This window comes from Actinophytocola sp. (assembly GCF_036555685.1).
Lineage (GTDB): Bacteria > Actinomycetota > Actinomycetes > Mycobacteriales > Pseudonocardiaceae > Actinophytocola.
Genome location: NZ_DATBKY010000169.1, coordinates 1 through 14,633 on the forward strand (window position 1 = coordinate 1; position 14,633 = coordinate 14,633).

A 14,633-nucleotide genomic window follows, 5' to 3' on the forward strand; every position below is an offset into this window, starting at 1 on the left:
CGCAGCAGGCCCAGGTAGCGCTGCGGTGGCTGCAGCCACCCGTGCCCGAACGCGATCGCCGGCAACCCGAGCCCCGACGTCGGCGTGTACACGACCCCCGGCAGGCCCACGAGCGCCAGGTCCCCGCGCAGCACCCGGTGCGGCCCCTTGTGGGACAGCTCCTCGGCGAGGTGCTTCGCCTTGTTCGCCATGGTCGTCGACCCTATCGAGCTTTACCGGCGACGGCCCTACCGACGCCCGCACCCGTGCTCGTTACCCTCTGTCGAGTGTGCGGAATCGTGGGATATGTAGGCCATCGCCCGGCGCTCGACGTCGTCCTCGACGGTTTGCGACGACTGGAGTACCGCGGGTACGACTCGGCGGGCGTCGCCGTGCTGGCCGAGCAGGGCCTGGCGGTCGAGCGCAAGGCGGGCCGGCTCGCCAACCTGGAGGACCGGCTCGACGAGGTCGGCCGCGAGACGTTCGCCGGCACCGCGGGCATGGGCCACACCAGGTGGGCCACCCACGGCGCGCCGGTCGACCGGAACTCGCACCCGCACCGCGACGCGACCCAGCGGGTGGCCGTGGTGCACAACGGCATCATCGAGAACTTCGCCTCGCTGCGCCACGAGCTGGAGGCCGGCGGCGTCGAGTTCTCGTCCGACACCGACACCGAGACCGTCGCGCACCTCGTCGCGCGGGCCTACGACGCCGGCGAGACCGCGGGTGACCTGCCCGCCAGCGTGCGCACGGTCTGCCAGCGTCTCGACGGGGCGTTCACGCTGGTCATCACCCACGTCGAGCAGCCGGACATGATCGTCGCGGCGCGCCGGTCCTCGCCGCTCGTCGTCGGCATCGGCAGCGGGGAGACTTTCGTCGCCTCCGACGTGGCCGCCTTCATCGAGCACACTCGCGACGCCGTAGAGCTCGGCCAGGACCAGGTCGTCACGATCACCCGCGACGGCTACCAGGTGACCGACTTCCACGGCATCGACGCGCAGACCCACCCGTTCCACGTGGACTGGGACCTCTCGGCCGCCGAGAAGGGCGGCTACGAGTACTTCATGCTCAAGGAGATCGAGGAGCAGCCGGCCGCCCTCGCCAACACCCTGCGCGGGCACTTCACCGGCGGCCGGATCGTCCTCGACGAGCAGCGGCTGTCGGACCAGGACCTGCGCGACGTGGACAAGGTCTTCGTCGTCGCGTGCGGCTCCGCGTACCACTCGGGCCTGGTCGCCAAGTACGCCATCGAGCACTGGTGCCGGCTGCCCGTGGAGGTCGAGCTGGCATCGGAGTTCCGCTACCGCGACCCCGTCCTCGACCGGGACACGCTGGTCGTCGCCGTGTCGCAGTCCGGCGAGACCGCGGACACGCTCGAGGCGGTCCGGCACGCGCGCGAGCAGAAGGCCCGCGTGCTCGCGGTCTGCAACACCAACGGCGCGCAGATTCCGCGCGAGTCCGACGCCGTGCTCTACACCCACGCCGGCCCGGAGATCGGCGTCGCGTCGACCAAGGCGTTCCTCGCGCAGATCGCGGCCAACTACCTCGTCGGCCTCGCGCTCGCGCAGGCCCGCGGCACCAAGTACCCCGACGAGGTGGCCCGCGAGTTCAACGAGCTCGCCGCGCTGCCCGAGGCGGTCGCGCGCGTGCTCGGCACGGTCGAGAAGGTGCGCTCGCTCGGCCGTTCGCTCGCCGAGGCGAAGGCGGTGCTGTTCCTCGGCCGCCACGTCGGCTACCCGGTGGCGCTGGAGGGTGCGCTCAAGCTCAAGGAGCTCGCGTACATGCACGCCGAGGGCTTCGCCGCCGGCGAGCTCAAGCACGGCCCGATCGCGCTGATCGAGGACGAGCTGCCGGTCGTCGTCGTGATGCCGTCGCCGAAGGGTCGCGCGGTGCTGCACGCGAAGCTGCTGTCGAACATCTCCGAGATCCAGGCCCGCGGGGCGCGCACGATCGTGATCGCCGAGGAGGGCGACGAGACCGTGCGGCCGTTCGCGGACGAGCTGGTCGAGGTACCGGCCGTGCCGACGCTGCTGCAGCCGCTGGTCTCCACGGTGCCACTGCAGGTGCTCGCCGCGGAGATCGCCCGCTCGCGCGGGTACGACGTGGACAAGCCCCGGAACCTGGCCAAGTCCGTCACCGTGGAGTAGTAGCCGTGCTGGGCGTCTGGACGACGGCGCAGGTCAAGGCGGCCGAGGACAAGCTCCTCGGGCGGACCCCCGAGGGCGCGCTGATGCGCAAGGCCGCCTTCGGCGTCGCGGTGCGCTGCGCGGCGATGCTGCGCGAGCGGACCGGCGGGGTCGCCGGGCGGCGGGTCGTGCTGCTCATCGGGGCCGGCAACAACGGCGGCGACGCGTTGTGGGCCGGCCACTTCCTGCGCCGCCGGTCGGTCGCGGTCACCGCGTTGCTGCTCGCGCCGGACAAGGCGCACCCGGCCGGGCTCGACGCGCTGCGCCGGTCCGGCGGGCGGGTGCTCACCGCGGACTCGCTGACGCCCGAGGTGGCGGCCGCGCTCGGCGGCGCGGACCTCGTGGTCGACGGGATCGTCGGGCTGTCCGCGCGTGGGCCGCTGCGCCCGGTGGCCGCGGAGCTGGTGGCCGCGGTCGACGCGCCCGTGCTGTCGGTCGACCTGCCAAGCGGCGTCGACCCGGACACCGGCGCGACGCACGGCCCGGCCGTGCGGGCGGACGTGACCGTGACGTTCGGCGCCCGCAAGCCGGTGCACGTGCTCGGCGAGGGCGCGGTCCGGTCGGGAAAGGTGCACTTCGTGGACATCGGGCTCGGCCCGTGGCTGGACGAGCCGGCCTTCTCGGTGCTGGAACCGGCGGAAGTCGGCCGCGACTGGCGGGTGCCGGGGCCGGACGACGACAAGTACACCCAGGGCGTGACCGGCGTGGCCGCCGGCTCGGCGACGTACCCGGGTGCGGCCGTGCTGGCGACCGGGGCCGCCGTGCTGGCGACCTCGGGCATGGTCCGCTACGCGGGCTGGGCGGCCGACGAGGTGCGTGCCCGCTGGCCGGAGGTCGTCGCGACCGGCTCGGTGGAGGACGCCGGCCGGGTGCAGGCGTGGATCGTCGGGCCGGGCCTGGGTACCGGGCAGGCAGGCCGGGACGTGCTGGCGGGGGTGCTCGCCGACGGCGTGCCGACCTGCGTCGACGCGGACGGCATCACGTTGCTCGCCACCGACCCCACGCTGTGGGACCGGCGCGAGCCGGACGTGCCGGTGGTGCTGACCCCGCATGCCGGCGAGTTCGCCCGCATCGCCGAGCCGCTGGGCATCGAGCTCGGCGACGACCGCCCGGCGGCCGCCGGCGCGCTCGCTCGGCGGCTGAGCTGCGTGGTCCTGCTCAAGGGCCACACGACCGTCATCGCCGACGCCACCGGCCGCGTCCTGGTCAACCTCGCGTCGTCCGCGTGGCTCGCGACCGCGGGCTCCGGCGACGTGCTGTCCGGCCTCATCGGCGCCGCGCTCGCGACCGGGCTGGATCCGTGGCTTGCGGCCGGCTGCGCGGCGTGGGTGCACGAGCACGCGGGCATGCTGGCCGCGAAGGGCGCACCGGCCCCCGCGTCCGCGATCCTCGAGGCGATCCCGGACGCCGTGCGGGCGGCCCGCGCCGTGGCCGGAGCGTCGCGCTAACCGCCGGCGGGCGCCGGGGCGGTCCACGCGCGCGGCAGCCGGACGAACGACAGCCCGGCGCCCACGAGCACCGCGACACCCGGCAACGCCGGCACGGCCCACTCCGGCGGCACCGCGGCGGCGGTCGCCATGCCGGCGAAGGCGCCCGCCACCGAGCACACCGCCGCGCGCAGGCCCCACCCACGCCGGCGCGCCGCCAGCACCAGGGCGCCGGCCGCCGCGGCCGTGAGCAGCAGGAAGCGCAGCGTCGTCTGCGCCGGGGGCGGCTCGATGGACACCGTCCGCCCGGCGCGCGTCAGAGCGGTCACCTGGCCGTCGAACAACGTCGCGCGAACCTCGTCGCCGTCCTTCGCGCCGAGGCGGTAGAAGTCGTGGTAGCTCAGTCCCACGATCGACGAACCGGGCAGCGGCACGAGCGTCAGCGTTGCCTCGTCCCGGCCGGGGCTGTCCCAGTGCGCCTCGACCCGGGCGGGCAGCGTCACCACGCAATCCGCCGTCGCCGTGCCTTCGCACTGCCCGGCAAACGTCCACGCCACGAGCCGCGTCGCCGCGCCACCCCAAGCCAGCGTGCCGAGTGCGGACATCGTGAGTATCGCGACAACGCCCACCACGGTCCGCATGCCCGCGAAACTAGCCGACGTGTAAACATGAGTACCGTCATGGCTGCTCATCCACCTCGCGCCGAGGCGATCGTCGATCTCGACGCGCTGCGCCACAACGTCACGCTGCTCGCCGAGCGAGCGGCCGCGTCCGGCGCCGCCACCATGGCCGTCGTCAAGGCCGACGGCTACGGTCACGGCGCGCTGCCGGTCGCCCGCGCCGCCCTCGAAGCCGGCGCCACCTGGCTCGGCGCGTGCTCGCTCGCCGAGGCGCTCACGTTGCGCGGCGCCGGCATCACCGCGCCGATCCTGAGCTGGCTGGAGGTCGCCGGCGAGGAGTTCGCGCCCGGAGTCGCGGCCAACATCGACCTGACCGCGTCCAGCGTGCGCGAGCTCGGCCACATCCTCGGTGCCGGACAGCGCGCCGGCAAGGTCCCGCGCGTGCACCTCAAGATCGACACCGGGTTGTCCCGCAACGGCTGTCCCGTCGAGGAGTGGCCCGAGCTCGTGGACGTCGCGGCCAAGGCGCACGCCGACGGGTACGCGCGGATCATCGCGATCTGGTCCCACCTGGCCTGCGCCGACGAGCCCGGCCATGCGTCCGTCGACGTGCAGGCGACCCGGTTCCAGGAGGCCTACGAGGTCACGACCGCCGCCGGCCTGCGCCCGCTGTGCCACCTCGCGAACTCGGCCGCCACGCTCAACCGGCCGGACCTGCACTTCGACCTCGTCCGCGTCGGCATCGCCATGTACGGGCTGAACCCGTTGCCGTATCCCGAGGACCTGCGCCCGGTCATGACGTTCCGGTCGTCGGTGTCGCTCACCAAGCGGATCGCCGCGGGCGAGGCCGTCTCCTATGGACAGACGTGGACCGCGCCGGCGGACACGAACCTCGCGCTCGTCCCGGTCGGCTACGCGGACGGGATCCCGCGGCTGCTGTCCGGCCGGCTGGACGTGTGGCTCGCCGGGCGCCGGCGGCCCGTCGTCGGCCGGGTCTGCATGGACCAGATCGTGGTGGACTGCGGCGACGACCTCGTGCCGGTCGGCGAGGAGGTCGTCCTGTTCGGCGAGGGCACGCACGGCGAGCCGACCGCGACCGAGTGGGCGAACACGCTCGGCACGATCGACTACGAGATCGTCACCGGCATGTACCGGCCGCGGGTGACCCGTACCTACCGGGGTAGCCGGTGACGGTGTCCAAGAAGGTCGGTGCGCTGATCGGTGGCGCGATCGGCGTGGCGGCGGCCGGCACCGCGATCGCCCTCGGCGTGGCGGCGTCCCGCAGGCGCCACGACCCCGACGACCCGTACGCCGACGAGCCGCTCGGCAAGCTGCGGCCCGACCGCACGTACACGGTGATCACCGACGACGGCATCGAGCTTGCCGTCGAGGAGGTCGACCCCGCGGCCGGCGGCAAGCCGGAGATCACCGTGGTGTTCGCGCACGGTTTCGCGTTGTCGCGGCGCAGCTGGCACTTCCAGCGCAAGGCGCTCGCCCGGCTCACCGAGCCGCGCGTGCGGCAGGTGCTGTACGACCACCGCAGCCACGGCGAGTCCGGCCGCGCGAACGAGGCGTCGAGCACGATCGACCGGCTGGGCCTCGACCTCGGCGAGGTGCTGGACAAGGCGGGCATCGAGGGTCCGACCGTCCTCGTCGGACACTCCATGGGCGGCATGACGATCATGGCGCTGGCCGAGCAGCGGCCGGAACTGTTCACCGAGCAGGTGTGCGGCGTGGCCCTGATCGACACCTCGGCGGGTGAGGTCGGCAAGCGCGGCCTGCCGCGGCCGCTGCTGTCCCGGTACAACCCGGTGACCCGCAACATCGGCCGGCTGGCGGACTGGCAGCCGGCCGCGATCGAGATGGTCCGCGCGGCCGGCGGCCAGCTGACCCGGCGCGCGGTGCGCTCGCTGGCGTTCGGGTCGAAGGACGTGCCCTCGTCGCTCGTGACCTTCCTGCTGGAACTGCTCGACGCGACGCCGACCCGGGTGCTCGCGGACTTCATCGACACGCTCGGCACGCACAACCGCTACGCCGCGCTGGCCGGCCTCAAGCACGCGCACGTGCTCGTGATCAGCGGCGACGCGGACCGGATGACGGCGTTCTCGCACGCCGAGCGGATCGCGCTCGAGCTGCCGGACGCGGAGCTGGTGCGGGTGCCTCGCGGCGGGCACATGGTGATGTGGGAGCAGCCGCAACTGATCAACGACCATCTCGTGCTGCTGCTGCAGCAGTGCGCGTACGGACGGACCGGAGGCCGCCGGAAATGGTGGCGCCGTGAACGAGAGTGACCATGGACACGATGACGACCGTGGAACTGCCGACGGAGTCCGACACCGTGCGGTTCGGGCGCAGGCTGGGAGCCGTGCTGGCGGCCGGTGACCTGGTGTTGCTGGCCGGTCCGCTCGGCGCGGGCAAGACCGTGCTGGCGCGCGGGATCGCCGAGGGGCTGGGCGTGAGCGGCCGCGTCAGCTCGCCGACGTTCATCATCGCCCGCGAGCACCGGCCTGCCCCGTCCGGTCGCGGGATCCCGCTCGTGCACGTGGACGCGTACCGCCTCGGTGGGGACCTCGACCAGCTGGACGACCTGGACCTGGACACGTCGCTCGTGGACGCCGTTGTGGTGATCGAGTGGGGCGAGGGCGCGGGTGAGCGCCTGTCGGCCGACCACCTGCTGATCCGCCTGGAACGCCGCGAGGACGACGCCCGCCTCGCGACCGTCGTCCCGCACGGCAGCTGGCTATCCCGTGAGCCCGTATTCGTCCAAAGTAGATAGAAGCGCGTCGGGCCGCTGGTCGCTCGGCAGGTGGTCGATGATCGCGGTCCGGATGCCGACCTGTGCCGCGCCGCCGTCGGCCTCCCTGCTGTCGCCGACCATGAGCGCCTCGTCTGGTGCGACCCCCAGCCGCTGGCAGGCGACGAGGAAGATCTTGGGGTCGGGCTTCATCACGCCCTCGGCGTAGGACAGCACGAACTCGTCGACCGGCCCGTCCAGGTCGTACCGACGGAACACCCGCCGGATATCCCAGGGAATGTTGCTGACGACGGCGACCTTCTTGTCGCGCAGCCGTTCGAGGGCCGGCCCGGTGTCCGGATAGGGCCGCCACGACTCCGGCTCGAGCATGCGTTCGTAGGTCGCCTCGGCCTCAGCCGCCGACAGCCCGAGATCACTGGCAGCCAGCGAGGCAAGGTAAACGCTGCGATGCAGGTCCGGGTCGAGATCGCGCCGCGCCCAGTCGTCGGCGAGCGCCGCCGGCAGATGATCCGCGGCGAGCGTGGAGGCCGTGAGCACGCTGATCAGCTCGTCACTCCAAGCGGGATCAGGCTCGAGGCGAAACAACGTGCCGGAGAAGTCGAAGAGAACGCCGCGGATCATGCCGCCACGCTACGTCAGAAATCGCCGGTACCGCGGCCTGTCCCAACCCCGAGTCACACCAACGATTCCCCGCGCGCCCGCGCGTGCGGTACGCAGCCCCCACCCTCTCCGGGGGCACCCCGGATGGCCCCAGTCTATCGGCGGGGGCCGACAGAACCGGCGCGCCGGGCGGAGCTGTGGACAATCCGCCGGGTTGTGGACAACCGCGGTGAACTCGCTTGAGACTGTCAGGGGTCGCAGGCATCGTGGGGGCCATGCGAGCGGTGATCTTCGACTGGGGTGGCACGCTCACCCCCTGGCGTCCCGTCGACTACCAGGCTGCCTGGCGCAGCTACGCGGACGTGCTGCATCCCGGCGACGCGGTCCAGGCCGGCCGGGTCGCGGCGGCCATTCACGAGGCCGAGCAGGCCGCGTGGCGCCTCGCGCGCGACGAGCACCGGGCGTTCACCATCGCCCAGGTGCTCGCGACCGCGCGGGCCCCCGAGCACGTGGACGGCTTCGCCGCCTACCGCACGTTCTGGGACCAGGCCACCTACACCGACCCCGAGGTCGCGCCGCTCATGAAGGCCTTACGCGAGAAGGGCTTACGCATCGGCATCCTGTCCTCGACCCCGTGGCCGGCCGCCTGGCACGAGGAGGTCCTCGAGCGCGACGGCGTGCTCGAGCTGTTCCATGCCCGCGTCTGGAGCAGCGACCTCGAGTACACCAAGCCCCACGAGGCCGCCTTCCGCGCCGCCATGGCCGCCGTCGGCGTCGAGGACCCGGCCGAGTGCGTCTACGTCGGCGACCGGCCCTACGACGACATCAGCGGCGCCAAGGCCCTCGGCATGCGCGCCGTACTCGTGCCGCACAGCGACATCCCAGCCGAGCAGCAGGTGCCCGTCGACGTGCAGCCCGATGCCGTGATCCAGCGGCTCGCCGACCTCGAGGAGGTGGTCGACCGCTGGCTTGCCTGACCAGGCCGTAGGCTTGACGGCCGTGCTGGTTCTCGCAGTCGACACCGCGACGCCCGCGGTCACCGCTGGGGTCGTCGCCGTGGATGGTGCGCGCGTCGAGGTGCTCGCCGAACGGGTGACCGTCGACGCGCGGGCGCATGGCGAGCTGCTGACGCCGCATGTCCTCGCAGCCCTCGACGCCGCCGGGAGCACGCTCGCCGACGTCGACGCGGTCGTCTGCGGCGCCGGGCCCGGGCCGTTCACCGGGCTGCGCGCGGGCATGGCCACCGCCGCCGCGCTCGGCCACGCGCTGGACGTGCCGGTCCACCCGGTGTGCACGCTCGACGCCATCGCGGCGACCGAGGACGGGCCGCTACTGGTCACGACCGACGCGCGCCGCAAGGAGCTGTACTGGGCCACGTACGACGAGCATGGTGCCCGCACCGCGGGCCCGGCCGTCGGCAAGCCGGCAGACATCCCACAACTGAACAAGCGCGCGGGCGCGACGGTCTACGCCGACGTCCTGACGATGCCGCACACCGGCCACGAGTACCCGACGCCGGCCGGCCTGGTGCGCGCCGTGGACCTCACCCGGGCACCACGGCCGCTCACCCCGCTGTACCTGCGCAGGCCCGACGCCACCGAGCCGGGCGCGCGGAAACGGGTGACGACCCCATGACGGAACCCGCCATGACCGTGCGGCTCGCCCCGCTGGACTACGCGGACCTGCGGCGCTGCGCCGAGCTGGAGCGGATCCTCTTCGCCGGCGACGACCCGTGGAGTGAGAACACGCTGCGTGCCGAGCTCGACCACGGCAACCAGTACTTCGGGGCCTACGTCGACGGCACCGGGCTGGTCGGCTACGCGGGCATCTCGGTCGTCGGCACCCGGCGCGACGCAGAGGCGAACGTGCACACGATCGGCGTCGACCCCGCCTGGCAGGGCCGGGGCATCGGGAGGCTGCTGCTGCGTGCGCTGCTCGCGGTCGCCGACGAGTACGGCGCACCCGTCTACCTCGAGGTGCGCACGGACAACGCCGCGGCCATCGCGCTCTACCGGGCGCACGGCTTCGACCGCATCGGCCTGCGCCGCAGGTACTACCAGCCCTCCGGCGCCGACGCGTACACGATGGCGCGCCCCGCGCACGCCGGCGAGACGGTCCATAAGGACGGCACGTGACGATCATCCTGGGCATCGAGAGCTCCTGCGACGAGACCGGCGTGGGCATCGTCCGGTTGCGCACCGACGGGTCCGTCGAGCTGCTCGCCGACGAGGTCGCGTCCAGCGTCGACCAGCACGCCCGCTTCGGCGGCGTCGTGCCCGAGGTCGCCAGCCGCGCGCACCTCGAGGCCATGGTGCCGAGCATGAAGCGCGCGGTGGACTCGTCCGGTGTCGAGCTGTCCGATGTGGACGCCATCGCGGTCACCTGCGGGCCGGGACTGGCCGGGGCGCTGCTCGTCGGCGTCTCCGCGGCCAAGGCGTACGCCGCCGCCCTGGACGTGCCGCTCTACGGCGTCAACCACCTGCCCGGCCACGTCGCCGCGGACACCCTGCAGCACGGCCCGCTGCCCTCGCCGTGCCTGGCGCTGCTCGTGTCCGGCGGCCACACGCAGCTGCTGCAGGTCGACCAGCTCGCGACCAAGATCACCGAGATCGGCTCGACGATCGACGACGCGGCCGGCGAGGCGTACGACAAGGTCGCGCGCATCATCGGCCTGCCGTACCCGGGCGGCCCGCCCATCGACAAGGCCGCCCGCCGCGGCAACCCGGACGCGATCCGCTTCCCGCGTGGGCTCACCGGCCCCCGCGACGCCAAGTACGACTTCTCCTTCTCCGGCCTGAAGACCGCGGTCGCCCGCTGGGTGGAGAACCGCGAGAAGGACGGCCGCGCGATCCCGGTCGACGACGTGGCCGCGTCGTTCCAGGAGGCCGTCGCCGACGTGCTGACCATGAAGGCCGTCCGGGCCGCCGAGGAGCTGCAGATCGGCACGATGGTGATCTCGGGTGGGGTCGCCGCCAACTCCCGGCTGTCGAGCCTGGCGGCGCAGCGCTGCGCGGCCGCCGGCATCGAGTTGCGCGTGCCCCGGCCGCGGTTGTGCACGGACAACGGCGCCATGATCGCCGCGCTCGGTGCGCACCTCGTGGCGGCCGGTGTCCGTCCGTCCTCTTTGGATTTGTCGGCCGATCCGGCCCTGCCCGTGAGCACGGTGTCGGTCTGAGACCGATCTCACCCACCCCGTACTCTCAGCCGGGTGAAGGTCGCGGTCACGGGTACCACGGGGCTGATGGGCGGCGCGCTCGTCGAGCACCTGCGTGCCCGCGGCCACGAGGTCGTCCGCCTCGTGCAACGCCGGCCGGAGGCCGATGACGAGGTCCTCTGGTACCCGGAGCTGGACACCGCCGGACTCGTGGGCGTGCAGGCCGTGGTGCACCTCGTCGGCGAGCGCGTCTATGGAAAGTGGACCGAGCACCACCGCGAGGCCATCCGCGAGTCCCGTGTCGGTGGCACGCAGGTGCTCGCCGAGGGGCTCGCCTCGATGGACGACGGTCCGCAAACGCTGCTCTGCGCGTCCGCCATCGGTTACTACGGCGACCGGGGTGCCGAGACCCTGACCGAGACCAGTGCGCCCGGGGACGGCTTCCTCGCCTCCGTGCACCGCGAGGCCGAGCAGGCCGCCGATGTCGCCGACCGGGCCGGCCTGCGGGTCGCGCACCTGCGGTTCGGCATCATCCAGTCGGCCGAGGGCGGCGCGCTCGCGTGGCTGCTGCCGACCTTCCGCCGCGGGCTCGGCATCCGCGCCGGCGGCGGCGACCAGTACGTGAGCTGGGTTTCGCTGCCGGACATGGTCCGTGCGGTCGACCACGTGCTCGCCACCCCGTCGCTCGCCGGCCCGGTGAACGTGGTCGCGCCGCATCCGGTGACCAACCGCGAGTACGCCGACATCCTCGCCCGCGTCCTCGGCCGGCCGCGGTTCCTGGCGTTGACGCGCGGTCTGACCCGCAGGATGTTCGGCACAGAGGTCGCCGACGAGATCGTGCTGGCGAGCGCTCGAGCGGTGCCCGAGCGGCTGCTGCGCACGGGGTTCACGTTCCGCCACCCAAGCCTTGAGCAGGCGTTCCGCGAGCTGCTGAGTACCTATTACCTGCGGTAACATATAGCAATGACCGAGCACGACGAGGACGGCTACGAAGGCCGCGCCACGCTTCGCGTCGAGGAGACCGAGCTGGCCGTCGACGTGATCCTGGCCGGCAACTTCGAGCCGATCGACGGCAAGTACCACTGGTACGGGCGGATCCTGGCCGATGCCGCGCTCACCGAACTGGTCGGCACGCGCAACGCACCCGCGTCGCTGCGCACGCCACACGGTGAGGCGGACGGCCGGCTCGCCGACCCGGACCCGTGGCGTAGGTACCGGATCAGCGGAACCGGCCGTCCGCCGTTCCCCGTCCCGACGACGCTCGAGGAGCTAGGGCAGCATTGACGGTCGCAGGTCGACGTCCGCCGCGTTGACGAACATCACCCGGTGGCCGAACTGGATCTGCACGTACCTCGTCTCGCCGCGCACGACCGTGTGGTTCGACGCGTCGAAGGTCGTCGCCCAGTAGTACTCCGAGCCGGCGACCAGCCCGACCGAGTACTTCTGGCCGGCCGGCAGCGAGTACTGCAGCGGCGTGACCGCCTGCACCGGGATGTTCGACGGGTAGGCCGCCGCCTCCGGGTACGCGCGGCCGTAGACGGGGATGCTCGCCTTGCCCGCCTTCGGCGTGGCGACGAGGCCGGCCGACCAGAGGGCGGTCGGGTGCCGCTTCGGGTTGTAGAACCAGCCCTTCTGGCCGAGGTACCAGATGGCGGTCCAGTCGCCCTGGCGGTCGGCGATCGCGTACTTCTGGCCGGTCTCGACCCGGCTCGAGTGATCGGAGATGTGCATCGTGCCGGGCGAGCCGTCCGGGTGCAGGCCGAGGTCGACGAGCAGCGGCGCGTCGTCACGCGGTTCCGTGTGGAGGATGACCGAGCCCGAGCCGTGCGGCGCGCAGGGCTGGCCGGCCGTCTCGCAGCCGGTGAAGGCGGGCTTGTTCGCGGCGTAGTCGGGCCGGATGGTCACCAGGCCGGCGGCCGGGGTGCCGACGCCGTGGAAGGGCGCGTGGAGCAGGTCGAAGTAGTGCGCCCAGTCCCAGTAGGGACCCGGGTCCCAGTGCATGCCGGCGACGGTCGACGGGACGGTACCGGGCACGTTGTCGTGGCCGAGGATGTGCGCGCGGTCGAGCGGGATGTCGTTCCTGTCCGCGAGGTAGCGGACGAGCTTGGCGGAGCTGCGGTACAGCGCCTCGGTGTACCAGGAGCCGTCGGCGCCGAAGCCTTCGTGCTCGAGGCCGATGGCCTTGGCGTTGACGTACCAGTTGCCGGCGTGCCAGGCGACGTCCTTGGCCTTGACGTGCTGGGCGACATGCCCGTCGGCGGAGCGCAGCGTGTAGTTCCAGCTGACGTAGGTCGGATCCTGCACGAGGCGGATCGTGTTGTCGTACGTCTCCTCGGTGTCGTGGATGACGATGTAGTTGATCTTCTGCGACTGCGGCCGGTTGGCGAGGTCGTGGTTGCCGTAGGTGTTGTCGAACTGCTCGTATGGCGCCGGGATCCACTCGCAGCCCAGGCCACGCGGGCACTCGGTCTCGGCCTGGTTGGTCTGCCGCAGGCCGAGCTCGTTCAGCTGTCCGGTGTTCGGCGTCGCGCTCGGTTGGGCGGCGAGCCGCACGCTCTGCCCGTCGTCCGTGACGCGGGCCGCGCCCTGCTTGATGGTGGCGAACACCTCGTCGGCGAACGACTTGGCGGTGGCCGTGTCGGTCGCGCCGCTGTACCGCGCGACGGCGCCGTACCAGTCGGCCGGGTTGCTGCTCCGAATGCCCAGGTCACGCTGGTACTCGGCAAGCAGGGCCGCGCCGCCGCGGATGTTCTGCGCCGGATCGCTGCGGAGCGCCCGCTGATCGATCCCGGTCAGCTCGGCCGCCCGCTCGGCGGTACGCAGGCTGGGCGCGTTCAGGTCCGGCTCACCGGCGTGCGGGTGCAGGGCGGGCCGGGCGGTATCGCCGCGCGGGTCCTCGAGGCCGTCACCGTGGTGGCTGCCGCGCGCGGTGGCGGCGACGGCGTCCGTGAGGTGCATCGGCCCGTAGCCGGCGCTGGTACTGGGCGCGCCGGCGTTGGTGTCCCAGCGGGACTCCAGATAGGACACCCCGAGCAGCACGCTCTGGGGCACCCCGAACTCCTGCGCCGCGGCGGCATAGACCTGCTGCCGATCGGCGGGTTTGTCTTCCGCGCTAGCGGTGGTCATGCCTACAACGAGGCTGGCCGCGATGATGCAAGCACTGACGACCGTTCGTCTCGACGACCGGGACATCGACGCCTCCAGGGGCGGGCAGGGGCAGACCTGCGTAACTCTGATACCGCCCGATCCCGCCGTCAATCCTTTGCCGCCGATCGGCCTACTTCGTGACTACCTGACTGTTGTGGACGCTCCGTCCACCCTGTCGGTCGTCGGGAGGCTCGACGACGAACCTACGATGCCGCTCGACTCTCGCGAGACGTCCAAGCAGCGTAAGCCCGTCGAGCGGCTCGCCGGGCGCTACGTTGCGTAGAGTAGCCACCTCATCGGGACCGTCAAGCGCCCAGCCGAGCTCATTGAGACTGCACAACATCCCGTGCGAGCGGGTACCTCGGAAGCGACGAACCCGCATCTTTTTGGGTTTCGGGACGGACAATTCTTCTCGTTCGACAATAACTTTCGCGCCGGGAGGGGCGACTGGGACGAGATCTCCGGCCCGAATTCGGTGCGCGCCGCCGAACACGATCTGTACAGGAGGCCGATCGCTGCCTATGAGTACGCACGATAGCCATATCCGCTGGCCGTTCGGGTGATCCGTCACCTTCGCGACCACGCCTGCTATTGCACCGGACACGACGATTACTCGCGTTGCGAGAGGCATGGGCAGCCCTGAAAAGTCATGGCACTCGTTCAGCACTTGTACTTCTTACAGCCCCTGCCTCAGCTCCGCATTTCGTGCGTCAGGTCTGGATTTCCTGACTTGTCACACCCGTGTATCTGCATCCCCCCACAGGC

General features: G+C 72.2%; 15 protein-coding genes and 1 pseudogene. 12 read left to right on the forward strand and 4 right to left on the reverse strand.

Annotation, left to right across the window (positions count from 1 at the left end; translation table 11 throughout):
* A pseudogene (locus tag VH969_RS16085) lies at positions 1 to 191 on the reverse strand (alpha/beta hydrolase); the annotation flags it as partial.
* Positions 192 to 266: 75 nt separating this feature from the next.
* Between VH969_RS16085 and glmS the strand changes: the two are divergent.
* Together glmS and VH969_RS16095 are read left to right on the forward strand one after the other, a co-directional pair.
* On the forward strand, positions 267 to 2,126 hold the full coding sequence (glmS, locus tag VH969_RS16090; protein ID WP_331974863.1) for a glutamine--fructose-6-phosphate transaminase (isomerizing): 1,860 nt from the start codon (positions 267 to 269) through the stop codon (positions 2,124 to 2,126).
* Positions 2,127 to 2,131: 5 nt separating this feature from the next.
* Positions 2,132 to 3,613, forward strand: coding sequence for an NAD(P)H-hydrate dehydratase (locus VH969_RS16095; RefSeq protein WP_331974865.1), 1,482 nt, complete (start codon positions 2,132 to 2,134; stop codon positions 3,611 to 3,613).
* Here the strand turns inward: VH969_RS16095 and VH969_RS16100 are convergent.
* Positions 3,610 to 4,233: a hypothetical protein gene (locus tag VH969_RS16100; protein WP_331974867.1), complete on the reverse strand. Its 624-nt coding sequence runs from the start codon at positions 4,231 to 4,233 to the stop codon at positions 3,610 to 3,612. The two genes, VH969_RS16095 and VH969_RS16100, sit on opposite strands and share 4 nt — an antisense overlap.
* A 39-nt stretch (positions 4,234 to 4,272) precedes the next feature.
* Between VH969_RS16100 and alr the strand changes: the two genes are divergently transcribed.
* From alr to tsaE, 3 genes are read left to right on the forward strand one after another with little or no spacing between them, the layout of a single operon-like run.
* On the forward strand, positions 4,273 to 5,403 hold the full coding sequence (gene alr / locus VH969_RS16105; protein ID WP_331974888.1) for an alanine racemase: 1,131 nt from the start codon (positions 4,273 to 4,275) through the stop codon (positions 5,401 to 5,403).
* Positions 5,400 to 6,503, forward strand: coding sequence for an alpha/beta fold hydrolase (locus tag VH969_RS16110; RefSeq protein WP_331974869.1), 1,104 nt, complete (start codon positions 5,400 to 5,402; stop codon positions 6,501 to 6,503). The genes alr and VH969_RS16110 overlap by 4 nt, the downstream gene beginning before the upstream one ends.
* 11 nt (positions 6,504 to 6,514) lie before the next feature.
* Entirely contained in the window at positions 6,515 to 6,988 is a 474-nt protein-coding gene (gene tsaE / locus VH969_RS16115; RefSeq protein ID WP_331974871.1) for a tRNA (adenosine(37)-N6)-threonylcarbamoyltransferase complex ATPase subunit type 1 TsaE, read from the forward strand.
* On the opposite strand, the gene VH969_RS16120 is transcribed toward tsaE, so the two are convergent.
* The gene (locus VH969_RS16120) at positions 6,953 to 7,588 is read right to left on the reverse strand and encodes an HAD family hydrolase (protein WP_331974874.1); all 636 of its coding nucleotides are present in this window, start codon (positions 7,586 to 7,588) and stop codon (positions 6,953 to 6,955) included. The two genes, tsaE and VH969_RS16120, sit on opposite strands and share 36 nt — an antisense overlap.
* A gap of 254 nt (positions 7,589 to 7,842) precedes the next feature.
* Here VH969_RS16120 and VH969_RS16125 point away from each other — a divergent pair, with 254 nt between their 5' ends.
* From VH969_RS16125 to VH969_RS16150, 6 genes are read left to right on the forward strand one after another with little or no spacing between them, the layout of a single operon-like run.
* Positions 7,843 to 8,544 (forward strand): HAD family hydrolase, encoded by a 702-nt coding sequence (locus VH969_RS16125; RefSeq protein WP_331974876.1) that lies wholly within the window; start codon positions 7,843 to 7,845, stop codon positions 8,542 to 8,544.
* A gap of 22 nt (positions 8,545 to 8,566) precedes the next feature.
* Positions 8,567 to 9,202 carry a tRNA (adenosine(37)-N6)-threonylcarbamoyltransferase complex dimerization subunit type 1 TsaB gene (tsaB, locus tag VH969_RS16130; RefSeq protein ID WP_331974878.1) on the forward strand — a complete coding sequence of 212 codons (636 nt, stop codon included), beginning with the start codon at positions 8,567 to 8,569 and terminating at the stop codon, positions 9,200 to 9,202.
* Between the two features lie 17 nt (positions 9,203 to 9,219).
* Complete coding sequence (gene rimI / locus VH969_RS16135) at positions 9,220 to 9,702, forward strand: ribosomal protein S18-alanine N-acetyltransferase (protein WP_331974890.1); 483 nt, start codon at positions 9,220 to 9,222, stop codon at positions 9,700 to 9,702.
* Positions 9,699 to 10,742, forward strand: a complete 1,044-nt coding sequence (tsaD, locus tag VH969_RS16140; protein WP_331974880.1) for a tRNA (adenosine(37)-N6)-threonylcarbamoyltransferase complex transferase subunit TsaD — start codon at positions 9,699 to 9,701, stop codon at positions 10,740 to 10,742. The genes rimI and tsaD overlap by 4 nt, the downstream gene beginning before the upstream one ends.
* Before the next feature lie 33 nt (positions 10,743 to 10,775).
* Positions 10,776 to 11,675: a TIGR01777 family oxidoreductase gene (locus VH969_RS16145; protein WP_331974882.1), complete on the forward strand. Its 900-nt coding sequence runs from the start codon at positions 10,776 to 10,778 to the stop codon at positions 11,673 to 11,675.
* 9 nt (positions 11,676 to 11,684) lie between these two features.
* Positions 11,685 to 12,005: a DUF4873 domain-containing protein gene (locus tag VH969_RS16150; protein ID WP_414638526.1), complete on the forward strand. Its 321-nt coding sequence runs from the start codon at positions 11,685 to 11,687 to the stop codon at positions 12,003 to 12,005.
* Here the strand turns inward: VH969_RS16150 and VH969_RS16155 are convergent.
* Complete coding sequence (locus tag VH969_RS16155) at positions 11,991 to 13,913, reverse strand: N-acetylmuramoyl-L-alanine amidase (protein WP_414638527.1); 1,923 nt, start codon at positions 13,911 to 13,913, stop codon at positions 11,991 to 11,993. The two genes, VH969_RS16150 and VH969_RS16155, sit on opposite strands and share 15 nt — an antisense overlap.
* Here VH969_RS16155 and VH969_RS16160 point away from each other — a divergent pair.
* Entirely contained in the window at positions 13,870 to 14,151 is a 282-nt protein-coding gene (locus VH969_RS16160; RefSeq protein WP_331974886.1) for a hypothetical protein, read from the forward strand. The genes VH969_RS16155 and VH969_RS16160 overlap by 44 nt on opposite strands.
* Positions 14,152 to 14,633: the final 482 nt, after the last annotated feature.